Here is a 22,979-nt window from a genome sequence, read left to right on the forward strand (position 1 = left end):
GAAGCGCGGCCGCCATCATGGTGCACGTCGCGGTCGACTCATTGGTGTTGACCTATCTGACGATGTCGGTCATTCTCGCGGGCACGCTCGCCATGATCGGCACCGGCCTGTGGATGCATCGCCCGGCACGTCCGTTGCCCTGGTATCTGCTGTCGGCTTCGTCGATGCTCTCGGCCGTCGGTAGCGCGCTGCGCGAGACCACCGATCACGGATTACATCCGATAGACGACGCGTTCACGTTGCTCGGCTACCTGACCGTCGGCCTCGCGGCCCTGATCTGGCTGCGGCCCCGCCAGGTGCGCGGCAATTACGAGCTGGCGCTCGACTCCGGGTTGATCGGTCTCGGGGCGCTGCTCGCGTCCTGGACCTTCCTGATCTCGCCGATCCTGCGCACCCATGACAGCACGTTCAATTCCCTGGTGGCGGCCGCCTACCCGGTATTGGACGCGTTGCTGTTGACGTTGATCGCGCATTCGGTCGCGACCTCGACCCGCTCGGAAACCTCGCTGCGGCTGGTGCACATCGGGCTGATCGCCGCACTCATCGGCGATCTCGGATACAGCATGGACGCGGCAGGCACCATCTCGGTCAGCCGGGACCTGCTGATGGCGGCGCTGCTGGCCGCGTATGCGACCGGCGGCGTCGCGGCGCTGCACCCGACGATGGTCGGCCTCGGCCATCCCCGCAGGATCCACCCGCACCACTCCCGCCAGCGGGCCAGCTTCATCGCGGTCACGTTGATTGTGGCGTCGTTGGTGCCGGTGGTGGGGTCCTCGCTCGGGATGCTCGATCGGGTGGTGGTGTCCTCGTTGTTCGCGCTGCTGCTGATCGGGGTGCTGGTGCGCAGTGAGCGGGCCATCGTGCGTAGCTCGCGCAGCGAGCGGCGGGCCCAGCATCAGGCCGACCACGACATGCTCACCGGACTGCTGAACCGCTCGGCACTGCTGCGCGCGCTGAATCGCAACAGCGAGCGGTGGGCCGAGCAGCCGCTCTGCCTGCTGTTCATCGATCTCGACGGCTTCAAGATGGTCAACGACAGCTACGGGCACGCGGTCGGCGACGAACTGATCGCCAACGCGGCCTCGCGGATTCGGCGCGTGGTGCTGCGCGACGACGTGGTCGCCCGCTACGGCGGCGACGAGTTCGTGGTGCTCTCGCCGCTCGGCAGACAGGATGCCGCGACCCTGGCCGAGCGGCTGCTCGGCGCCTTCGTGCGACCGTTCGAGCTGAGCGCGGGCGAAATCCCGATCACCGCGAGCATCGGCATCGCCTGCGGTGCGCCGCGCAGCACCGACTCCACCATCTACGACCTCATCCGGGACGCGGACTCGGCCATGTACCACGCGAAGGAGTACTCGCTCGGCTACGCGTTCCACGACGACGCGCGGCACGCGCCCGACACGGGGCGCCACACCCCGGCCGAGAACGGGCGGCGGATCTGGCACACCAGCACCAGATCCACCAGCACCGCGGTCTGACGGTCTACACCGTCGACAGCTCCGGCCGCCGACGCCGGTGCTCTAGTCGGCCAGTTCCTCGAGCAGTCGCCGGGCCGCCTCCAGCTCGGCCTGCAACTGCCGCACCTTGGCCTCCTGGGCTTCCCGTGCGGCGTCGAGGATGCCTGCCACCACGTCGGCCACCTCCGGGTGCAGGATCTTGGCGGCCTGCGCCACCGCGGAGCTGGCCACCGCGAGGCCGCGCACCGCGCGCTTCTTGCCGCTCACCACGTCGACGGACCATTCGCCGTCGGCGGTTCCGGTCAGGGTCACCGTGACCTCGGGCGTCTTCGCCTTCGGCCGGACCGCCGCCTTGGCGGGCTTGCTGCCCGCGCCGCTCGGCTTGGGTGCGGGCGCCTTGCTCGCGCCGCTGTCCTGTTCTCCCGATTCCGGCTGGCTCGCAACGGGTTTCGGGACCACCGGCGGCGGCGTGACGGAACTGGCGGGGCTGATGGGTGTCGCGGTGCTCGTCAAGGTCGACGGCTGGGTCACGGGTGTTTCCTTCCTGGTTGTCGACTTCGGCTGGGCAGTGGAAACAGGCGCCGCCCCTCGCGGCGGCTTGGTCAACGTCACTTCTGTTGGAGAAAAGGACAGTACATCCTTCGATCCAGTGGGCCGGACCTGCAGGAAATCTCCGTCGGCCGGATCGCCGAGCGCGATCACCTTTCCCGACCGTCCTTCCGGCACGCCCACCGCGGCGGCGGTGAACCACACCATGGGCGGCTTGCCGCCGGCGATATCGGTGGCAATCCGCTGAATCTCGCTGTCCGACAATGGCTTGGGCTTGGTTCTGGGCGACGGCATTGATGACTCCGAGCAATATTCGTGGATGGCTGCGTGCACAGATGATGCCGCACCGCACCGACAGATTCGCAGGCCACCGGGAAAACCGGGCAGCGAGCACGACGGCGCGCCGGGCCAGCGAACCCGGAGCTACGCCGCGGATCGCCGCAGCGCTCGGTGTTTTCGACGCGCCTCAGTCGCGCTCGCGCGGGGCCTGGAGCGCGGGGAACCAGATGTCGGCGAGCACCTCGGCGGCGCGCTCCGCCGAGACGTTGATGGTGCCTTGCACGGCCCAGCGGGTGAAGAACCGCTCGAGTTGGGCGACAAGCAGTTCCACCCGCAGCCGCGCCTCGTCCGCGCGCTCGGCGGGCCAGCGGGCGAGATAGGAGGTCATCGCGTTGGGCAGCGCCATGATTCCCGCGCGGGCGATCTCGCGGAACTCCGACTCCAGCGCGGTGGCCTCGTCCCAGGCGGGCAGCAGGTCCTTGTGCTCGTGGAACCAGGCGATCGCCCTGGTCACCCAGGCGACGAACTCGGCACGCGAGTCGGTGTCGAGCACCCGGTCCAGATCCTCGTAGAAATGCAGCGCGCTGGGCGCGGTGCCCTGTGCGGCGATCGCGCGCAGCACCTCCTGCTTGGAGTTGAAGTGCAGATAGAAGGTGGCGCGACTGCATCCGACGGCGGCGACGATGTCGTCCACCCGCACCGCGGCGTAGCCCCGGTCGGTGAACAGCTGCTTGGCGCAGGCCAGCAGGCGCGTCCTGGTCTGCTGCTTCTGCTCATCCCGCAGGTTGGTACCCGCCGAGCTCGGGTTAGTGCGCAACGGCTACCCCATCGTGGTTCGAATGCGGTTCTGACGTGCGAGTTTCGCCGCTCGAGTGTACTGAAGCCGACGCTCCACCGCACTTCGCTAGACAATACGTCATTCACTAGACGCACTGTCTAGCGAGTGTTACCTTGTTGCCTACGTCACTCCGGTCGCCCACGGCGCCGGGCGGTTCCGGCGCCACGGCGCCACCGCAGGTGGGTGACGTCCCGCTCAGCACGAGGACAGTGAATGACGTCAACCGAACTCCCCCGCGTCGGTGTGATCGGCGCGGGCCCGTCCGGGATCACCGCCGCGAAACGACTGCAGGACCACGCCATCCCGTTCGATTGCTTCGAAGCCTCCGACGAGGTCGGCGGCAATTGGTATTTCAAGAACCCGAACGGCATGTCGGCGTGTTATCAATCGCTGCACATAGATACGAGCAAATTCCGGCTCGCCTTCGAGGACTTCCCGGTGCCCGCGGATTGGCCGGACTTCCCGCACCATTCGCAGTTGTTCCAGTACTTCAAGGACTATGTCGACCATTTCGGGTTGCGCGAGAAGATTCTTTTCGGCACAAAGGTGACCGCCGCCGAGCGCGCGCCCGACGGCAGCTGGCTGGTGACCAGCAGTGATGGCAACACCCGCCGCTACGACGCGCTGATCGTGTGCAACGGGCATCACTGGGATCCGAATCTGCCCGAGTACCCCGGCGAATTCGACGGCGTGCTGCTGCACAGCCACACCTACAACGATCCGTTCGACCCGGTGGACATGCGCGGCAAGCGGGTGGTGGTGGTCGGCATGGGCAACTCCGGCCTCGATATCGCCGCGGAACTGTCCCAGCGCTTCCTCGCCGCGAAGCTCACCGTCTCGGCCCGGCGCGGGGTCTGGGTGCTGCCGAAGTACGTGCACGGCAAGGTCGGTGACAAACAATCGGCGCCGAGCTGGCTGCCCCGCGCGGTGGCGTTGCGACTCAAACAGCGGTTCGTCCGAAAGTTCCGGGGCGACATGGAGTTCTACGGCCTGCCGAGACCGGACCATCGCCCGTTCGAGGCGCATCCCTCGGCGAGCGAGGAGTTCCTGCACCGGGCAGGCTGCGGCGACATCGCGTTCAAGCCGGCGATCACGGCGCTGGAAGGCCCGAGGGTGCGCTTCGCCGACGGCAGCACCGATGAGGTGGACGTGATCGTCTGTGCCACCGGATATCGGATCAGCTTCCCGTTCTTCACCGACCCGGACCTGCTGCCCGACAACGAGAATCGGTTCCCGCTGTTCCAGCACATGATGAAACCCGGTGTGCCCGACCTGTTCTTCCTCGGCCTCGCCCAGCCGCTGCCGACACTGGTGAATTTCGCCGAGCAGCAGAGCAAGTTCGTCGCGGCCTACCTCACCGGCAACTATCTGCCGCCGACGGTGCCGCGGATGAACGCGGCGATCCAAGCGGCCGAGGCCGCCCGCACCAGCCGCTACTACAACTCCCCCAGACACACCATCCAGGTGGAGTTCGAACCGTACGTACGGGCGATGCGCCGAGAGCTGGCCGCGGGCGCGAAACGCGCGGCGGCCGCGGGCAACCCGTTGCCGGTGCCCGCCCGAGCGCTGGAACGCGCATGACGGGCGAAGCGCTGACGGCGGGCTACTGCGCGGACCGGTTCGCGGATGTGCGCACCGCGCTCGAAGCCCACCTGGCCTCCGGCGAAGAGCTCGGCGCGGCCCTCTGCGTCATGGTCGACGGCGTCGTCGAGGTCGATCTCTGGGGCGGTCATCACGACACCGACCGCACGCGGCCGTGGACCTCGGACACCCTCGTCAACGTGTTCTCGATCAGCAAGACGATGACCGCGCTCAGCGCGCTGCTGCTGGTCGATCGCGGGGAGCTGGACGTGCACCGGCCGGTGGCGCACTACTGGCCGGAGTTCGCCGCGAACGGCAAGGGCGACATCGAGATTCGCCACCTGCTCGGCCACACCTCCGGCGTCTCGGGCTGGGCGCCGCCGATCGAGCTGCGCGATATCTACGACGCCGAGGCGTCCAGCGCTCGACTGGCCGCACAACCGCCCTGGTGGGAGCCGGGCACCGCCTCCGGCTATCACGCGCTGAACTACGGGCACCTGATCGGCGAGGTGATCCGGCGCATCACCGGGCAGACACTGGGCCGATTCTTCGCGACCGAACTCGCCGAGCCGCTCGGCGCGGACTTCCACATCGGTACCCCCGCAAGACATCACGCCAGGATCGCACCGCTGATCGCGCCGCCGGTGCTCGAATTCGACCTCGCCACACTGGATCAGGACAGCATCCTGGTCAAGACGCTCACCAGCCCGCTGCTCGACCTCGCGGAGACCTCGAGCACGCCATGGCGCGAGGCCGAGATCGGCGCGGTGAACGGCCACGGCAACGCCCGTTCGGTGGCGCGCGTGCAATCGCTGGTGTCCTGCGGTGGCGTGCTCGACGGCAGGCGACTGCTGTCGGAGCGGACCATCGAGCTGATCTTCGAACAGCAGTCCGACGGAATCGATCTGGCGCTGTTGGTCCCGCTGCGCTTCGGCCTCGGCTACGGTCTGCCGCAGCGGCAGAGCGCGCCCGAGGTGCCGCATGGCCGGGTCTGCTGGTGGGCGGGCTACGGCGGCGCGATGGTGGTCAACGACCTGGACCGGCGCACGACCTTCGCATACACCATGAACAAGATGGCGCCGGGCCTGATCGGCTCCCCGCGCGCCGACGCCTATCTCCGCGCGGTGTTCAACGTGATACGGGCCGAGGGGATTTCGGCATGATGCGCGCACTGCAACTCACCGATCCCGGCGTGCTGGAACTGCGGACGGTGCCGGTCCCCGAGATCGGGCCGGGCGAGCTGCTGCTGCGGGTCGGCGCGGCCGGCATCTGTCATTCCGACCTGCATGTGCTGCACCTTCCGTTCCGGCTGCGCGAGCAGCCGCTGACGCTCGGGCACGAGATCGCGGGCACCATCGAGGCGGTCGGTGCGGCGGTCGAGGGCCGTGCCGTCGGCGAACGCGGCGTCGTCTACCTGTGCTGGTCGTGCGGCCGGTGCCGGGAGTGCGTGTCCGGCAACGAGAACGTCTGTCTGGCCGCGGGCCGCACCGCGATGCCGCCCTGCCCCGGCCTCGGTCCCGACGGCGGTATGGCCGAATACCTGTGCATGCCCGCCGCGGCGTTCGTGCCGATCGGCGACCTCGACTTCGCGCAGGCCGCTCCCCTCGCCGATGCGGCGCTGACCAGCTATCACGCGATTCGAGGTGCGCGCGAACACCTTCGGCCCGGTGCGGTGGCGGTGGTGATCGGCGTCGGCGGGCTGGGGCACGTCGCGGTGCAGATCCTCGCCGCGACCACCGCGAGCGAGGTGCTCGCGGTCGACGTGGCCGCGGACAAGCTGGAACTGGCGACCCGCGGCGGCGCGGCCGCGGGCCTGCTTGCCGATTCCGACACCGCGCGGCAGATCCTCGAGCGCACCGAAGGCCGCGGCGCCGACGCGGTATTCGACTTCGTCGGCAACGACCAGACCTGCGCGTTGGCGGTGGCCGCGGTCGCGCCGAACGGCGCCTACCGCATGATCGGCCTCGGCGGTGGCGCACCGGAGATCACCGCGGCACCGGCGGGCGGCCCGGGCTGGCCGTGGGGCGCCTCGATCCGAAAGTCGTACGGCGGCACCAAATCCGACCTGATCGAGTCCGTCGCGCTGGCTCGTTCGGGCAAGCTCGAGATCGCGATCGAGCGGTACGGGCTGGCGGACGGGCGCGCGGCGTTCGACCGGCTGGAGCGCGGGCTGGTCACCGGTCGCGCGGTAGTGGTTCCATGAGTGAGGGAGTGCGGTAGATGACGAAGCCGTTCGATGCACAGGCGTTCGCCGCGGCGGCCGTCGCCCGATTGACCGGGCCCGGTGGCCGTTTCGAGATGGCGGTCGAGCCGGTGCTCGGCGCGCCGACGCCGGTGCTGCGCGACCGCGCCCGCTCGCTCGCCGAGGTCTTGGCCGCCGCGACGGACTGGGGCGCACGCGAATACCTGGTGACCGAGGACCGCCGGATCTCCTTCGCCGAGCACGCGGCCGAGGTCGGTGCGCTGGCCGCCGCGCTGCGCGACCGCTATGGCGTGGGCAAGGGCGATCGGATCGGCATTCTGGGGGCCAACACACCGGAATGGGTCTGCGCGTTCTGGGCGGCCCAACAGCTCGCCGCGATCGCGGTGGGCTACAACGCGTGGTGGACACCGCGCGAGATCGCCTACGGCGTCGAGCACACCGCCCCCGCCGTGCTCATCGTCGACGCCAAGCGCGCCGCCCTGGTCGCGGAACTCGATATCCGGGTGCCCGTGCTCACCATGGAACACGACCTGCCCGCCCTGCTCGCCGAATTCGCGGGCGCGACACCGGCACCCACGGCGATCGACGAGGACGATCCGGCCGTGGTGCTCTACACCAGCGGCACCAGCGGACGGCCGAAAGGCGCGGTGCACTCGCATCGCAACCTGGTGGCGGTGATCGACTATCACCGGTTCAACGACGCGCTCGCGGCCGAGTTCGCCGGCGCGGGCGAGCGGGCGAGCGGGCGCCGGTTCCTGCTCACCTCGCCGCTGTTCCACATCGCCAGCCTGCACAACCTGGTGGTGCCCCGGCTGGTAACGGGTGACACCGCGGTGCTGTATCAGGGCTCCTTCGACGCCGACCGGGTGCTGCGGCTCATCGAGCGCGAACGGGTCACCAATTGGGGCGCCATGCCCACCATGGCGACCCGGCTGCTCGATCGCGATCTTTCCGCCTACGATCTGTCCTCGCTGGTGTCGTTCTCGCTGAATTCCGCGCCGTCCTCGGCGGCGCTGCAACATCAACTGCGCGAACAGCTTCCAGTGGCGCGCACCGCGCTGGTCACCAGCTACGGCCTGACCGAGTCCAGCACGGCGGCCACCATCGCCACCCCGGCCGAGCTCGCCGCCTTCCCGGATACGGTGGGCCGCCCCGTGCTCGGCGCCGAGGTGCGGATCCGCGACGGCGCGGGCAGGCCCGTGCCCGACGGCACCGAGGGCGAGATCTGGGTGCGCAGCCCGTATGTGATGCTCGGGTACTGGAACGACGAGGCGGCCACCGCCGCGGCGATCACCCCCGATCGCTGGCTGCGCACCGGCGATATCGGTGTGCTCGCCGAGGGCAGGCTGCGATTGTCCGGGCGGCGTTCGGATCTCATTCTGCGCGGCGGCGAGAACGTCTATCCGGTCGAGATCGAGCAGTGTCTGGAAGAGCATCCCGCCGTGCGCGAGTGCGCGGTCATCGGCGTCCCCGACCCCGATCTCGGCCAGCAGGTGGCGGCCGTGGTCGTGCTCGAAAATCCAGGGGCCGCAACCGAAGCGGAGTTGCGCGCGTTCACCGCCGAGCGGCTCGCCTACTACAAGGTGCCCGCGCGCTGGCGGCTCACCACCACGGAACTGCCACGCAATGCGACCGGGAAGGTCGTGCGCACCGGCATCGAGGTCTGACCGAACCGGTTGACAGCACCGTAAAATTGGCAGTGATCGGGTGACTCGTGCGCCCGGCCGCTCGCAAGGAGTCGACGTGGACGTTTTCGAGCATCAGGGCAGGGTCGTGGCCTACGACCGGGCCGGCCGCGGTACGCCGGTCGTGTTCCTGCACAACGCGGGCGCCCAGCGCCACATCTGGGACGATCAGGTGGCGGCACTGCGCGAGGACCACGAGGTGTTCGCGATCGATCTGCCCGGCTACGGGCAATCCGACCAGCCCGCCGCAGGCTATCGCCTGGCCGATTACGTGCGGATGCTCGAAGCGTTTCTCGCGGCGCATCGGCTCGCCGAGGTGAGTCTGGTCGGCAATTGCCTGGGCTCGGCCACCGCGCTGAGCTACGCGATGGGCAACCCCGCCCGGGTGCGTGCGCTCGTGCTGATCAACCCGCTCAGCTGGGACACTGTGCGCTCCGGCCAGTCCGCGGGTCTGGCCTGGGCGGACGCGCGACTCCCGCTCGGCCCGGTGGCCCGGTGGCTGGCGCTGCCCGGTCCCGCGATATCGCTGATCGTCGGCAATCAGCTCGGTTCCCGGGGCCGTGCCCAGCGGTTGCAGGAATCACCGCGGCTGCGCGCGTACTGGTCCGATCGCGGTCGGCTGCGGGCCCTGCACGGCTTGGTCCAGGACTTCCCCGCCTTCAAGGCCTTCGACGAGTTCGTCCCGCCCGCCGCCTTCCCGCCGATCTGCACGATCTGGGGTAAGCAGAACCGGATCCTGTCCGCTCGGGCCGGGGCCCGGCTCAGCCGCACGTTGCGCGCGCACACCGCGGTCGAGTTGCCCGATTGCGGTCATCTACCGATGGTGGAGCACCCGGCCGAGGTCAACGCCGTCATCATCGAGTTCCTGGCGGCCACGTACCGGGCCCCGATCGCCGAGGCCGCGGGCGGTCGCTGAACTCCGGCTCAGAGCGGCGCGGCGATCGGGTACAGCTCGGCGAAGCTGTCCGAGCGCACACCGCAACCCGCGCACTCGAATTCGATGCCGAGGGTGAGCATCCAGTCGATCCGGGTGTGACAGGTGTCGCACATGAAGTCCACGCCGGCGGGATGGCAGCACGACCGTTTGCGGATGAACCATTCGGCCCGGTGCCGGCAGGGCACGGTGTCGAAGCGGAGGGTGCAGGCCGGTGCGTCGGGCAGCTGAGCCACGATCGCCTCGAAAGTCGTTGGGACCGTTTCGGGGTTCATCGGTTGTACCTTCCGGCGGAACAGAGCGGGGTGACCTCGGTGGGTGGGTGCGTACCCACATCAGGCAGATCGTTTGCCCAATAGTTGCCGTTACGCGGTGTAGATTCACGTCCGATACGTCCGCTGCTGCCCGTCCACCGGGTTTGATGAGACACCTTCCGGGAACCCGGTCGAATAGAGCCGTCGAGGAAAGGGATCCGTCATGTTGTTGCGCCGACTTGCCCGCCCACTACTTGCCACTGTCTTCGTCGTGGAGGGTGTCGATACGCTGCGGCACCCGGAGTCACGTGTGAAGGCAGCCACCGAGCTGGTGCAGCGCGGTCAGCGTCAGCTGCCCGAGCAGTACGCCGCGAAGCTGCCGAACGATCCAGGGACGGCCGTTCAAGTCAATGCCGCCGCGCAGGTAGCTGGTGGTGTGCTCCTCGCCCTCGGCAAGGCGCCACGCCTGGCGGCGCTCGTGCTCGCCGCGACCGTGGTCCCGGCCACCGTCACCGAACAGGACTTCTGGAACGAACCAGATCCCGCGCAGAAGGCGACCAAGCGCAACGCGTTCCTCAAGGATCTCGGGCTGCTCGGCGGCCTGATGATCGCGGCGGCCGATACCGAGGGCAAGCCGTCGCTGGGTTGGCGCGGCAGGCGCGCCGCACGCGGCGCGGCCGCGACCGTCAGTGCCGCGCTGCCGTTCACCGGCTCCTCCGACGGCGCCGCGGCCGAGGGGCTGCGCCGCCGCGCCCACGAAGTCGCCTCGGCGGCAGGCGCTCTCGGCAGCACCGCGGCAGCGAAGGGCTCCGAAATCGCCGGCACCGTGCAGCAGCACGGGCCCGAATGGGCCACCGCCGCAAAGGAACACGCGACGCCGCTGGTGGAGACCGCGAAGGAACGCGGTGTCGAACTCGCCGAACTGGCCAGGGAACGCGGTGCCGAACTCGCCGAGCTCGCCAAGGCCCGCGGCCCCAAGTGGGCCGAGCTGGCCAAGGAACGCGGCGCCGAACTCGCCGAACTGGCCAGGGAACGCGGCGCGGAACTGGCCGAGGTCGCCAAGCACCGGGGCGCCGAGTGGGCCGAGGTCGCCAGGGAACGCGGTGCCGAACTCGCCGACACCGCCCGTGACCGCGGTCCCGAACTCGCCGACACCGCGCGCAAACGCGGCGGTCGGTTCGCGGAGACGGCCCGGCACCGGGTGCGCCGCGACTGATCGAAAATCAGGCCGTCTCTTCGTATCCCACGCCACGATCGGCCAGCACGGCGTCCAGCGACGGCACCCGGTGGAAGCTGGGCGCCAGGCCGGTCACCTCGATCGGACGGTCGACGCAGCGTGCCCTGGTGATCAAAACCATGCGCCGACAGGTCTTTTCGAGATGCATCTGCGCGTCGAACAGCACGCGCAGGCCCGCGGCGGACAGGAAGGTAACCGGCGAGAGATCGATGACGATCAGGGTGGATCGCGCGCTGATCAGCCGGGCCAGCTGCTCACGGAAGCTGGGCGCGGTCCAGAGGTCTATCTGGCCGTACACCATCATCATGGCGATATCGGGCCGCGGGCGAAACACCGAAAAACGAAGCAGATCAGCGACTTCGGCCGACCTGTCCGGTGGGGCCGCGGCAGCACGCGCATCGTCGGAACTGGACATCGGGACGACTCCTCGGCCCGTCGCTGTGGCGGGACGGACCTGTCTACCAAGTGAAGCACGGCACATCGGGTCTGTACAACCACACCGAGCCCGCCCCGCCCGCCGTCGTCAACTCGCGGCTTGCCTGCCCAGCGCGTCCGCGAAGAGCAGCCCGCCGATGACCGCGGCAGGGACGCCGAGCGCGATCGTGCCGATGATCGCGCCGATCGGCGCGGCCGCGGCCCCGGTCACCAGGCAGCCGCCGAGAAACCCCGGCACCGCGAGAACGCCGATGGTCGGCACCGCCGTCGCGGCGCCGACCAGTGCGCCGCCCGCCACGCAGCCGATGGCGGCGCCGATGGTCGTGCCGATCAAGGTCCCTAGCGCGACCCCTAGACCCGCGACCGTGGCGAAGTTCATCACCGCGGTATTGAAGTCGGTGGATTGCGGATCGATGGCGATATCGCGCACCTCGGCAGGCGCGGGCCGGGCGCTGGCCGGATCGGTACTCGGGGTCAACCTGGCCGTGCGGCCGTCGATCTCGGCTGTGATCGGCCATACTCTACCGGCGTTCTGATAGCTGAGCGGCATCGAGACCACCAGTCGTCCGGCCGGATCGCGCACCTCGAAGTGCCCGTCGGCGGCGCGCAGCGCGCCGATATCGGTGGTGAGTACCACCGACTTCTCGACCGCGCTTGCCGTGTAACGCATTTGCCTCGCCTCGGTTTCGGCATGCCCGGTCGCGGCCGACCCGGCCAGTGCGGCAACCACGCAGACAGCCACCGTCGCGAATGATGTTCTACCCATGGAATTCCCCTCTTCGCCCCGCCTCGGCGGCGCGCCGACGACGGATACGGCGCGCCTACCGCGCGCCATGCGGAAACGAAAGATGTTGCAGAAAAGCACAATTGGCGAATCAACCACGGACTACCGGCACGCATCGCGATCGGTGCCCGTCCGCCGCGCAAGGACGCTAGCCGCACCTCGCCGCGGCAGGCAACCGTTGACCCAGGAGTGTCGTCCAGGTCACAGCAACCGCCCGGGACGGGACAATTCGGTCGAAATCGCCGGGAACTACCGGCTGTAGTGGGCCGACTAACTGGTCATGCAGCGAACAGCCATGCGGATCAGCCCGCAGGGAGATTTCGGTGTGGTGGTCGAGGACTTCGATCCCACATCGCAGGACGATATCCGCGCGGTCAAGCGGGCCGTGTACCGCGAGCGGATCGCCGTGGTCAAGGGCGTCGACCTCGACCCACACCAGTTCCTCGCGCTGGCAAGCGGTTTCGGTGAGCCGGTGCGGTACTACGAGCCGATCTATCACCACCCGGACGTGCCCGAGGTGTTCGTCTCGTCCAATGTCGGCACCGGCACCCAGCGCGTCGGCGTGCCCAAGACCGGCAAGTTCTGGCATTCGGACTACGGGTTCATGCCCCGGCCGTTCGACCTGACCTTCATCCTGCCCCAGGTGGTCCCCCAGCACAGCCGCGGCACCTATTTCATCGACCTGGTCGCCGCGTACCGCCTGCTGAGTCCGCGACTGCGGCGCGAGCTGACGGACACGGTGGCCACCCACAGCGTGGCCAGGTACTTCAAGATCCGGCCGAGCGACGTCTATCGGCCCATCTCGGAGGTGCTCGCCGAGATCGCCGCCAAGACACCGCCGGTCCGCCTGCCGACGGTGCATCCGCATCCGCACACCGGCGAGCCGGTGCTCTATCTCAGCGAGGGCTTCACCACGTCGATCACCGCCGCGGACGGAACCGACCGGCCCGACCTGCTGCACGAATTGCTCGACGTCACCGGACAACTCGATGAGACGTGCACGCATCCGGCCATCCGGTTGCAGACCTTCGAGCGCGGCGACCTGCTGATCTGGGACAACCGCGCCATGGTGCACCGTGCGCTGCACAACGCCACCGCCGAGCCCGCGGTGTCGCACCGAGTTACCGTGTACGACGACGAACCCGGCGGCGCGGCATGACCGAGCGGGTGTTCGCCGACGATCCGTGGCTGCTGGCGCGGGTATTGCGCTGCTACAAACCGCACTGTCGCTACCTGCGCACGCTGGAGGTGCGCACTGTCGCCGAAACCGTCACCGCCACCGGCACTTTCGAGATACCGGAGTCCTGCTACATCGATGCGACCGGTCACCTCAACTCGGTCGAGGTGAACATCTGCTACAACCAGATGCTGTATCAGACCATCGCGGTCATGGTTCGCGAGCGGCTCGGCGTGTTCGCCGACTGGACCATGGACGACTTCTGGCGCCGCCAGCTGCCGGACATCCTGATCACCCGCTTCCAGAGCGAGTTCCGCAGGCCGATCGACCCGCGCCGGTTCTCCGGTGTGTTCACCCTCGACGGCAGCCAGGAGCGCACGAGCTCGCGCGACGGCACGCCGTTCACCGCGCTGGACACCTCGTTCCGCTGCTGGGACCACCACGGCGGGCACTGCGCGGGCGTCGTCGGGCTGGCGGTCGTCGATGCGGCGCGTGCGGTGGAGGTCGCCCGATGACCGCGCACACGGTGACCTCGATCCTCGACGAGCACGCCGCGCAGCGCCCCGAGACGATCGCGATCACCTGCGCCGGAAGAGAACTCGACTACGCGCGGCTGCGCGCCGACAGCATTCGACTCGCCCGCGCGCTCGACGCCGCCGGGATCGCCGCGGCTGACCGCGTGGCCTATCTCGGCAAGGAGTCCGTCGACTACTACACGCTGTTGTTCGCGTGTGCGCGGCTGCGTGCGGTGCTGGTCCCGATCAATTTCCGGTTGACCACGCCGGAGGTCGAGCACATCATCGCCGATTCGGGCAGCACCGTCGTGCTGGTCGACGCCGACTGCGCGGAGATCGCGCGGGCGGCCGCGCCGCACGCCCGCGTCGTCGCCCTGGACGGTGCCGAGTTCGCGAGCTGGCTGGCCGGTCCCGCCGACGTCGCACCCGGTGTCCGGGTCGGCGGGCGCGATGACGCCGTGATCCAGCTCTACACCAGCGGCACCACCGGCCTGCCCAAAGGCGTTGTGCTGGCCCAACGCAGCTTCTTCGCCATCGCCGACGCGCTCGCCCGCGCGGGGCTGGACTGGATCGACTTCCGCGCGGGCGACCGCAGCCTCATCGGCATACCCGGCTTTCATGTCGGCGGCATCTGGTGGGCCATGCAGGGTTTCGCGGCGGGCATCACCAATGTCGCGATGCCGCGGTTCGACAGCGGCACCGCGGTGGCACTGATCGCGGACACCGGGATCACCACCATGTGCGTCGTTCCATCGATGTTGCGGCTGATCGTCACCGAGTCGGCGGTCACCGAGGCGGCCGTCCGTTCGGTGCGCAAGGTCGTCTATGGCGGCTCGCCGATCTCGGAGACCCTGCTGCGCGAGGCACTCGAGCTCTTCGACGCCGAGTTCGCGCAGATCTACGGCCTGACCGAAACCGGGAACACCGCGATCTGCCTGCCACCGCAGGATCATGTGGTGGGCAATCCCCGGCTGGCCGCCGCGGGGCGGCCGTATCCCGGTGTGGCCGTTCGGGTCATCGACGAATCCGGCGCCGAACTACCGCCGGGTGCGGTGGGCGAGATCTGCCTGCGCTCCCCCGCCGCCATGCTCGGCTACTGGAACCTGCCCGCCGCCACCGGCGAAACGCTGGTCGACGGGTGGATCCACACCGGCGATGCCGGATACGTCGACGCGGACGGCTATCTGTACCTCCGCGATCGGTTGAAGGACATGATCATCGTGGGCGGCGAGAACATCTATCCGGCCGAGATCGAGAAGGTGCTCACCCGGCACCCGGCCGTGGCGGACGCGGCGGTGATCGGCGTCCCGGACGAGGTGTTCGGTGAATCGGTGCACGCCTTCGTCGTGTGCAGGCCCGAAGCACAGGTGCGGGTGCGCGAATTGATGACGTTCTGCCGGGAACACCTGGCGTTGTTCAAGGTTCCGGCACGCTTCGAGCTGGTCGCCACGGTGCCGCGCAATCCGAGCGGCAAGATCCTGCGCAGGCAGCTGCGCGAGAGGTTCTGGGCCGAGCGGGAAAGACAGGTGAACTGATGCAACCGCTGACCTATGCCGCGGTGCGGGCGGACATCGCAGAGGCGCTGTACCTGGAGCCGGCCGAGCTGACCGATACCGAGGATCTGTTCGCCGCGGGCTTGGACTCGGTGCGGTTGATGGGGCTCATCGAACGCTGGAAGAAGCGCGGCGCCACACCGGTGTTCGTCGAACTGGCGGAGCAGCCCACCCTCGCCGCGTGGTGGCCGCTGCTCGCGCCCCCATCGGCGCGGTGAGTGCCGCGGACGGAAGGCCTCTGACCGCCGCGCAGCTCGGCGTCTGGCTCGGCCAGCAGCTCGACCCGGCGTCGGCGGCCTTCAACATCGCCGAGTACGTGGACATTTCCGGCCCGCTCGACGTGGACGCGCTGGTCGCCGCCATTCACGCGACGGTCGAGGAAGCCGAGGTGCTGCACACGCGGTTCGCGGCCGAGGGGCCGAGCCAGTTCAGGCGCACCCCGGACTGGGCGATCCAGGTGGTCGATGTCTCCGCCGCGCCCGACCCTTCGGCCGCCGCGCGCGCCATGATGGACCGGGACGTGGCCCGGCCGCTCGACCTCACCGGCGAGGGATTGTTCGCGCACATCGTCTTTCGGCTCGGCGCGCACCGCACGCTCTGGTATCACCGCGTGCACCACATTCTGCTGGACGGCTACGGCATGGCTTTGATCGCACGCCGGGTCGCGGAGCTGTACACCGCGCGTGTCACCGGATCCGACTCACCCCCTTATGCTTTCGGGTCGTGGGCGGAGGTGGTCGCGGCCGACGCGGCGTACGCCGCCGCCCCGGAACGCGAACGCGACCGCGACTACTGGCTCGGGTATCTCGGCGATCGCCCGGCCCCCGTGACGCTGTCCGGCGCCGCACCCCACGCGCCGAGCGATGCGGGCCGCACGCTGCGGGAGTTCACCGCATTGGACGCCGAGACGGTCGCGCTGCTGCGCCGGGTCGCCGAGACCGCCCGCGCGAACTGGACCGACGTGCTCACCGGGGCGATCGCCGCCTACCTGCACCGGATGACCGGCGCGGCCGAGGTATGTCTCGCGCTGCCGGTCATGCTGCGAACCGGCACGCCCGCCCTGCGGGTGCCGTGCATGACACTCAACGGCATTGCGCTGTGGGCCGACTTCGCGGACGACCCGACTTTGACCACCCTCACCGGCCGGGTCGCGCGCGACCTGGTGCGCGGCCGCCGCCATCAGCGGTACCGGAGCGAGCAGGTGCGTCGCGACCTCGGCTTGGTCGGCACCGACCGCAGCATGTACGGGCCCTCGGTCAACATCATGCTGTTCGACTACGACCTGCGCTTCGGGGAGTGCACCAGCGTGGTGCACAACGTCACCGCCGGGATGATCGACGATCTCGTGTTCAATCTCTACGATCGCATCGACGGCAACGCACCCACGCTCTATCTCGACGGCCATCCGAGCGCCTACACCGCCGCCGAGCTCGCCACCCACCTGCGCCGCTTCACCACCTTCCTGCGGCGAGTACTGACAGCGCCGGACCGGCCGCTCGGCGCGATCGATTTGCTCCTGCCCGACGAGCGAGAGGCCCTGCAAGACAACAGCATCGGGCCGTTGCGCGAGTGGCCGGAACAGACTGTGCAGGATGTGCTGGCATCGCGGATCACGCGGTCGCGGGACGAGACCGCGGTCGTCGCGACGGACGCCGCGCTGACCTACGGTGAACTCGCCTCGCGGACAAGGGAAATACAGGCCGCTCTGGTGACAGCGGGCACGCGCCGAGGGGACGCCGTCGCGGTGCTGCTGCCGCGCACCGCCGACACGATCGCGTCGGTCTTCGCGATACCGGCCTGCGGTGCGGTCTACGTCCCGCTGGACCCGGGACAGCCCGCCGCACGCATCGCGCTGCTGCTCGACAGGCTCTGCGACAGAACCGAACTCGGCGCGATCGTCACGACCACCGCGCTGACCGCGCTGCTCCCCGCCGCGCTGCTCGACCGAGCCGTCCTGGTCGAGGACCTCCTCCCGACAGACCATCGCGCGCCGCATCCCGTTCGCTCGCGTCCCGATGATCCGGCGTGGGTGATCCATACGTCCGGCACCACCGGCGACCCCAAGGCCACGGCGATCTCGCATCGGTCGGTGCTGAACCTCTACCACCACCATCGCGAACATCTGATCGAGCCCGCGGTGGCGGCGTCCGGCGGCAGGCGGATGCGAGCGGCACTCACGGCATCGATGGCCTTCGACACCGCGTGGGAGGGCTTGCTGTGGTTGCTGGCCGGGCACGAGTTGCACGTCATCGACGACGAGCTGCGCCGCGATCCCGAGGCGCTGGTGCGGTATGTCCGCGCACAACGGATCGACTTCCTCGACATCACACCGACTTTCGCGCGCGAGCTGCTCGCGGCGGGTCTGCTCGACGGACCGCACCGGCCCGCGGTGCTCGCGCTCGGCGGTGAGGCGACCGACCCGGACCTGTGGTCGGTGCTGCGGGCCGCGGGAATCTCGGTCTACAACCTCTACGGGCCGACGGAGTGCACCGTCGATGCCACCTGGACCACGGTGGCCGCGCACACCACGCCATCCATCGGCGGGCCGATCAGCAATGGGCGGTGCCATGTGCTCGACCGCGCATTGCGGCCGGTGCCACCCGGGGTTACGGGCGAACTGTATATCGGCGGCCTACCCGTGGGGCAGGGATATCTCGGCGAATTCGCCACGACCGCCGCGAGATTCGTGGCCGACCCGTTCGACCCGGGCGGTGGACGGCTGTATCGCACCGGCGATCTGGTGCGGTGGCAGCCCGACGGGTCGCTGACCTATCTCGGCCGCGGCGATACACAGATGTCGTTGCGCGGCTATCGCATCGAGGTCGGCGAGGTCGAAGCCGCACTGGTCGCCCACCCGCACGTCGGCGGGGCCGCGGTGCGGGTGCACGGGGAGGTGCTCGTCGCGTATGTGGTGCCCACCGCGGGTGCCGCATCACCGGACCCGCGTGCGCTGCGCAGGCACCTGGCGACGCGACTGCCCGACTACATGGTGCCGTCGGTGTACCTCACCATGGAGCGCCTGCCGCACACCGGGAACGGGAAGCTCGACCGGGCGGCGTTGCCCGCGCCACCGGTCGCCGCCGCCACCGATCGGCCCGCGCGCACGCCCACCGAGCGGACGCTGGCACGGCTGTTCGCCGAGGCACTCGAGCTCGACGCGGTCGGCGTCGATGACGACTTCTTCGCGCGCGGCGGGCATTCGCTGCGCGCCGCACGGGTGCTCAACGGGATCCGCGCCGCCTTCGGGGTGCGCTGGGATCTGCGCGCGATGTTCGACACACCGACCGTCGCCGAGCTCGCCGAACGCCTCGACGCGGGCCGGATATCCGACGAATTGCCGTGGAGCACCGCCGATCTGGAGCGTGACCTGCGCCTGGTCGATGACCTCGCATCGGCGGGTGACGCAACGGAGCGACCCGGGGTCGCGTTGCTCACCGGCGCGACCGGATTTCTCGGCGCATTCCTGCTCGCGGCGCTGGTCGAGCAGACCGACCTGGCCGTGTACTGCCTCGTGCGCGCCGAGGACGACGCAGCAGCGACGTCCCGGCTTCGCGCCGCCCTCGCTCGTTACGGCCTTGGTGACCACGCGAATTCGCTGAGCACCGTGAGCGATAGACCGCCGCGCCGTTGTATACTCGGTTCAGCATCCCGAATCACCGCGCTCGCGGGCGATCTCGCCGAGCCACTGCTCGGCCTGGCCCCGGAGCGCTACCGGGAGCTGGCCGACACCGTGGACACCATCGTGCACAACGGCGCCAGGGTGCACCATTTCGAGCCGTACGCGCGGCTGCGTCCGGCGAATGTCGAAGGGACCGCACGCATACTGCGGTTCGCCTGCACCGGCCGCGCCGCCGCGGTGCACTTCGTCTCTTCCGTCGACACCGCCTTCGCCGTCGACGCAAACCCCGCCGTGCTCGGCGAGGATCGCCGGGTTGCCGCGAAGTCGTTGCCGCCCAACGGTTATGTCGCGAGTAAGTGGGTGGCGGAGGGACTGATGTATGCCGCCGCCGCACGCGGGGTGCCGGTGACGGTGACACGGCCGGGCCGGATCGGCGGGCACTCCGAGACCGGCGTGTCCGGTCCTGACGACGCGTTCTGGAGTCTGCTCCGGGCGATGGTCGTGCTAGCGGCCGTGCCGGAGCAGATGTATCGAACGGGCACGGTCGACGTGGTCCCGGTGAACTGGGTGGCCGCCGCCATCACACGCCTGGTCACCGTGCGGCCGCCCGCTCGGACGTTCCATCTCACGAGCGCGCGGCCACTCGGTTTCGCCGCGATCGTGGATCTGCTGCGCGAATACGGCTATTCGATCGCCACCATCCCCGCACCGGCCTGGCACAACCGCTTGACCGCACTGGCGGACCAGGCCTCGGCGCGCGGCGACCATTCCCTGACAATCGCGCGCGCCCATGCCGTCCACCTGGCCGGGCCAGGCAGTCCGATCACCTACGGCCGAGCCAACACTCGCGCCGCCCTCGCCGACGCCGACTTGCCGCAACCGGATGCGTTGTCCGCGCTGCGGGCCGGCCTCGAGTACCTGATCCGAACCCGTTTTCTCCCGCCGCCCGCGGTCCCGGCCGGCGCGCGACCATCGAAGAGGCACCCATGCTGAACAGACACGCCCTGTTTCCGGTACTCGCGGCGAGCGTGCTCGTCGCCACCGGCTGCACCACGTCGGTGACCGAGGCAGGCGACACCCGGCCCGCGGCCGCGGCGACCGAGGGCGTCACGAAATATCCGCTGTCGCTGGAGAACTGCGGCAAGAGCTACACGTTTACCGAGGCCCCGCAGCGGGTCGTCGTCATGAACGGCGGTTCGGTCGGCGAGGTCTCGTCGCTGCTCGCGCTCGGCGTCGGCGACCGGGTGGTGGCCAACGCCCAGTCCTACGGCAATTCCGACGTGCCGGGCCGCGCGGCGGCGATCGATGCGCTGCCCACCGGCGGCATCACACCGAACAGCATGCAGGACATTCCCCGCGAGGCCATGCTGAGCCAGCACCCCGACCTCGTGATCTCTACCGGCGGTGGTGGTTTCGCCGCCGATCAGGGCTTCGCGACCAGGGACGAGCTGGCGGCCGCCGGCGCGAATACCTATGTGCCGAGGACGAACTGCGGCGTCACCGGCGCGGTCACCGGAACGCCCACGATCGAGGACAGCTACGCCATGCTGCGCGACCTCGGCGCCGTCTTCGACGTGCCGGGCCGGGCCGACCGGCTCATCGCCGACTCGCAACGCGCCATCGCGGACACCGCGGCCAGGGTGAGCGGAGAACCGAAGAAGAACGTGCTGCTCGTGTTCGCCGGCATGGGCATGGGCGGTGACGACTCGGACTTCTCCGCGATCGCGGCCGGTGGCATCTGGAACGACGTGCTCGGCAAGGCGGGCGGGGTGAACCCGTTCGAGCGCACGGACGGCACCACCTTCGTCACGGTCAGCAAAGAGCAACTCGCGGCGACGCCCATCGACGGGCTGGTCGTGGTGAACTACCGCAGCCCCGATATCGACGCGGTCGCACGCCGGATCCTCGCCCAGTTCCCGCAGTGGCCCGCCGCGGCCACCGGCAGCTACGCGGTACTCGCGGATTCGATCTATCTCGGCCCGAGCAACGCGGTTGCGGTCGAGCGGATCGCGAAACTGGTGCACCCCGAGCGGTTCCGGTGAGCCGGGCCACGACCCGGCCACCGCTGGCCGGGCTGTCGCTGCCGATCGCGCTGTGCGCGGCGGCCGCGGTGCTGCTCGGCGTCATGGTGTTGTCGGTCGCGGTGGGCTCGGTCACGGTGTCCGCGGCCGACACCGGCCGCGTCATCATCGCCCATCTGTCCGGCCGCGGCGCCGATGTCGGCTTCACGGTCGATCAGATCGTCTGGCAGTATCGGCTGCCCAGGGTGCTGCTCGCCGCGCTGTGCGGCTGCGGACTGGCGGTGGCGGGCGTGCTGCTGCAAGCCCTGGTGCACAACCCGCTCGCGGACCCGTATGTGCTCGGCCTCTCCTCCGGCGCCTCGCTCGGCGCGGTGACCGTGATCGTCACCGCGGGTGGCGCGCTCGGCGGCATCGGGGTGTCCACCGCGGCGTTCTGCGGGGCGATCGCCACCATCGCGGTGGTGTTCCTGCTCGGCCAGCAGCGCGGCAGGCTGGCGCCCACCCGCCTGGTGCTCGCCGGTGTGGCGGTGGGCTATCTGCTGCTGGCGGCCACCAACTATCTGCAACTGCGCGCGACGCCGAACGAGCTGCGGACAGTGCTGTTCTGGACGATGGGCAGCGTGGCGGGGGCGCGCTGGGATCGGCTCGGCCCGGTCACCGTGGTCGTGCTGGTGACCGTGGCGGTGGTGCTGGCGTTCGGGCGACGGCTCAATGTGCTCGGCACCGGCGACGAGCAGGCGGCCGCGCTCGGCGTCGACGTGCGCGCCCTGCGGATCATGCTGCTCGTGCTGTCGGCGTTGCTGACCGGTGTGCTGATCGCCGCCGCGGGCGGAATCGGCTTCGTCGGCTTGATGATTCCGCATGTGGTGCGGCTCGCGTTCGGCCAGGACCATCGGCGGGTGCTGCCGCTGTCGGCGCTGATCGGTGCCGCGTATCTGGTTGCGGTGGACCTGCTTTCGCGCACGGTCGATGCCCCCAACGAGTTGCCGCTCGGGATCTTCACCGCGGCGTTCGGCGCGCCGTGGTTCCTGTGGCTGCTGCGGCGCAACGGCAGTCGGCAATGAATACCGCGCGCGTGGCGGCCGAATTGTCGGTGACCGGACTGTGCGTCGCCTTCGGTGCGACAACGGTGCTGGACGGGGTGACGTTGCGGGCGGCGCCCGGCTCGGTGGTCGGCGTCGTCGGGCCGAACGGCAGCGGCAAGACCACCCTGCTGCGCACGATCTATCGTTCCCTGGCGCCCAGCGGCGGGGCGATCGCGATCGACGGCGCCGACATCGGCGCGATCTCGCTCAGGGCCGCCGCCCGCACCACCGCCGCGGTGCTGCAAAACGGCTCGGGGGCAACCGAACTCACCGTGCGCGAGGTGGTCCATCTCGGCCGCAACCCGCACCACTCCCTGTTCAGCAGGGACACCGCGGTCGATGAGCAGGCCATCACGGACGCGATGGCACGCACCGGAGTCACCGCCTTCGCCGAGCGCACCATCGGCTCGCTCTCCGGCGGCGAACGCCAGCGCGTGCTGCTCGCCCGCGCGCTGGCCCAGCAGCCGCGACTGCTGGTGCTCGACGAGCTGACCAATCACCTGGATGTCCGTGCCCGCTTCGAGCTGCTGGACCTGGTCCGCTCGACCGGCATCACCACGCTCGCGGTCCTGCACGAACTGGATCTCGCTGTCCGGCACTGCGATCAGCTGGTGGTGCTCGACCACGGCGCCGTCGTCGCGGCGGGCGAGGTGCTCGACGTGATGACCCCGGAGTTGCTCCGCAAGGTCTTCGGCGTGCTCGCCAGCACCGCGCGCCACGACGACGGCGTCGTCAGAGTGCACTACGCGGCAAGGCCTTTGGCCGACCCATGA

General features: G+C 69.6%; 21 protein-coding genes. 16 read left to right on the forward strand and 5 right to left on the reverse strand.

Annotation, left to right across the window (positions count from 1 at the left end):
• Positions 1–17 precede the first annotated feature (17 nt).
• Positions 18–1,478 carry a GGDEF domain-containing protein gene (locus F5X71_RS28365; RefSeq protein ID WP_167464759.1) on the forward strand — a complete coding sequence of 487 codons (1,461 nt, stop codon included), beginning with the start codon at positions 18–20 and terminating at the stop codon, positions 1,476–1,478.
• Positions 1,479–1,520: 42 nt separating this feature from the next.
• Here F5X71_RS28365 and F5X71_RS37220 read toward each other — a convergent pair whose 3' ends face one another.
• The gene (locus F5X71_RS37220) at positions 1,521–1,916 is read right to left on the reverse strand and encodes a DUF6319 family protein (RefSeq protein WP_238815519.1); all 396 of its coding nucleotides are present in this window, start codon (positions 1,914–1,916) and stop codon (positions 1,521–1,523) included.
• A 10-nt stretch (positions 1,917–1,926) separates the two neighbouring features.
• Here F5X71_RS37220 and F5X71_RS37225 point away from each other — a divergent pair, with 10 nt between their 5' ends.
• Complete coding sequence (locus F5X71_RS37225) at positions 1,927–2,253, forward strand: hypothetical protein (protein WP_238815520.1); 327 nt, start codon at positions 1,927–1,929, stop codon at positions 2,251–2,253.
• A 219-nt stretch (positions 2,254–2,472) separates the two neighbouring features.
• Here the strand turns inward: F5X71_RS37225 and F5X71_RS28375 are convergent, their stop codons facing one another.
• Positions 2,473–3,102 (reverse strand): TetR/AcrR family transcriptional regulator, encoded by a 630-nt coding sequence (locus F5X71_RS28375; protein ID WP_167464761.1) that lies wholly within the window; start codon positions 3,100–3,102, stop codon positions 2,473–2,475.
• Positions 3,103–3,336: 234 nt separating this feature from the next.
• Here F5X71_RS28375 and F5X71_RS28380 point away from each other — a divergent pair, with 234 nt between their 5' ends.
• The 5 genes from F5X71_RS28380 to F5X71_RS28400 all read left to right on the forward strand — a co-directional run bounded on the left by F5X71_RS28380 (position 3,337) and on the right by F5X71_RS28400 (position 9,508).
• Positions 3,337–4,704, forward strand: coding sequence for a flavin-containing monooxygenase (locus tag F5X71_RS28380; RefSeq protein ID WP_167464762.1), 1,368 nt, complete (start codon positions 3,337–3,339; stop codon positions 4,702–4,704).
• Positions 4,701–5,867 carry a serine hydrolase domain-containing protein gene (locus F5X71_RS28385; RefSeq protein WP_167464763.1) on the forward strand — a complete coding sequence of 389 codons (1,167 nt, stop codon included), beginning with the start codon at positions 4,701–4,703 and terminating at the stop codon, positions 5,865–5,867. Before F5X71_RS28380 ends, F5X71_RS28385 begins: the two co-directional genes overlap by 4 nt.
• Complete coding sequence (locus tag F5X71_RS28390; protein WP_167466807.1) at positions 5,867–6,907, forward strand: NAD(P)-dependent alcohol dehydrogenase; 1,041 nt, start codon at positions 5,867–5,869, stop codon at positions 6,905–6,907. The genes F5X71_RS28385 and F5X71_RS28390 overlap by 1 nt, the downstream gene beginning before the upstream one ends.
• A gap of 17 nt (positions 6,908–6,924) precedes the next feature.
• Positions 6,925–8,574 carry a class I adenylate-forming enzyme family protein gene (locus F5X71_RS28395; protein WP_167464764.1) on the forward strand — a complete coding sequence of 550 codons (1,650 nt, stop codon included), beginning with the start codon at positions 6,925–6,927 and terminating at the stop codon, positions 8,572–8,574.
• 76 nt (positions 8,575–8,650) lie between these two features.
• A complete protein-coding gene (locus tag F5X71_RS28400; protein ID WP_167464765.1) occupies positions 8,651–9,508 on the forward strand; it encodes an alpha/beta fold hydrolase in 858 nt (285 codons plus the stop codon).
• 8 nt (positions 9,509–9,516) lie between these two features.
• On the opposite strand, the gene F5X71_RS28405 is transcribed toward F5X71_RS28400, so the two are convergent.
• Positions 9,517–9,801, reverse strand: coding sequence for a hypothetical protein (locus F5X71_RS28405; protein WP_167464766.1), 285 nt, complete (start codon positions 9,799–9,801; stop codon positions 9,517–9,519).
• A gap of 202 nt (positions 9,802–10,003) precedes the next feature.
• On the opposite strand from F5X71_RS28405, the gene F5X71_RS28410 reads away from it, so the two are divergent.
• Entirely contained in the window at positions 10,004–10,996 is a 993-nt protein-coding gene (locus F5X71_RS28410) for a DoxX family protein (protein WP_167464767.1), read from the forward strand.
• Positions 10,997–11,003: 7 nt separating this feature from the next.
• Here the strand turns inward: F5X71_RS28410 and F5X71_RS28415 are convergent, their stop codons facing one another.
• Entirely contained in the window at positions 11,004–11,432 is a 429-nt protein-coding gene (locus tag F5X71_RS28415; protein ID WP_167464768.1) for an STAS domain-containing protein, read from the reverse strand.
• 108 nt (positions 11,433–11,540) lie between these two features.
• The gene (locus tag F5X71_RS28420) at positions 11,541–12,122 is read right to left on the reverse strand and encodes a hypothetical protein (protein ID WP_238815521.1); all 582 of its coding nucleotides are present in this window, start codon (positions 12,120–12,122) and stop codon (positions 11,541–11,543) included.
• Positions 12,123–12,516: 394 nt separating this feature from the next.
• Between F5X71_RS28420 and scoE the strand changes: the two genes are divergently transcribed.
• Genes scoE through F5X71_RS28460 form a run of 8 tightly spaced genes read left to right on the forward strand, consistent with a single transcriptional unit; the run spans position 12,517 to position 22,979 of the window.
• Entirely contained in the window at positions 12,517–13,395 is an 879-nt protein-coding gene (scoE, locus tag F5X71_RS28425) for a (3R)-3-[(carboxymethyl)amino]fatty acid oxygenase/decarboxylase (protein WP_238815522.1), read from the forward strand.
• Positions 13,392–13,928, forward strand: a complete 537-nt coding sequence (locus F5X71_RS28430; protein WP_167464769.1) for an FcoT family thioesterase — start codon at positions 13,392–13,394, stop codon at positions 13,926–13,928. Before scoE ends, F5X71_RS28430 begins: the two co-directional genes overlap by 4 nt.
• Positions 13,925–15,463 carry a long-chain-fatty-acid--CoA ligase gene (locus tag F5X71_RS28435; protein ID WP_167464770.1) on the forward strand — a complete coding sequence of 513 codons (1,539 nt, stop codon included), beginning with the start codon at positions 13,925–13,927 and terminating at the stop codon, positions 15,461–15,463. The genes F5X71_RS28430 and F5X71_RS28435 overlap by 4 nt, the downstream gene beginning before the upstream one ends.
• Complete coding sequence (locus F5X71_RS28440; protein ID WP_167464771.1) at positions 15,463–15,699, forward strand: phosphopantetheine-binding protein; 237 nt, start codon at positions 15,463–15,465, stop codon at positions 15,697–15,699. Before F5X71_RS28435 ends, F5X71_RS28440 begins: the two co-directional genes overlap by 1 nt.
• Complete coding sequence (locus F5X71_RS28445; RefSeq protein ID WP_167464772.1) at positions 15,663–20,093, forward strand: non-ribosomal peptide synthetase; 4,431 nt, start codon at positions 15,663–15,665, stop codon at positions 20,091–20,093. Before F5X71_RS28440 ends, F5X71_RS28445 begins: the two co-directional genes overlap by 37 nt.
• Positions 20,087–21,142 (forward strand): ABC transporter substrate-binding protein, encoded by a 1,056-nt coding sequence (locus F5X71_RS28450; RefSeq protein ID WP_167464773.1) that lies wholly within the window; start codon positions 20,087–20,089, stop codon positions 21,140–21,142. Before F5X71_RS28445 ends, F5X71_RS28450 begins: the two co-directional genes overlap by 7 nt.
• A complete protein-coding gene (locus F5X71_RS28455; RefSeq protein ID WP_203218229.1) occupies positions 21,139–22,185 on the forward strand; it encodes a FecCD family ABC transporter permease in 1,047 nt (348 codons plus the stop codon). The genes F5X71_RS28450 and F5X71_RS28455 overlap by 4 nt, the downstream gene beginning before the upstream one ends.
• Positions 22,182–22,979, forward strand: a complete 798-nt coding sequence (locus F5X71_RS28460; protein WP_167464774.1) for an ABC transporter ATP-binding protein — start codon at positions 22,182–22,184, stop codon at positions 22,977–22,979. The genes F5X71_RS28455 and F5X71_RS28460 overlap by 4 nt, the downstream gene beginning before the upstream one ends.

This window comes from Nocardia brasiliensis (genome assembly GCF_011801125.1).
GTDB classification, from domain to species: Bacteria; Actinomycetota; Actinomycetes; order Mycobacteriales; family Mycobacteriaceae; genus Nocardia; species Nocardia brasiliensis_C.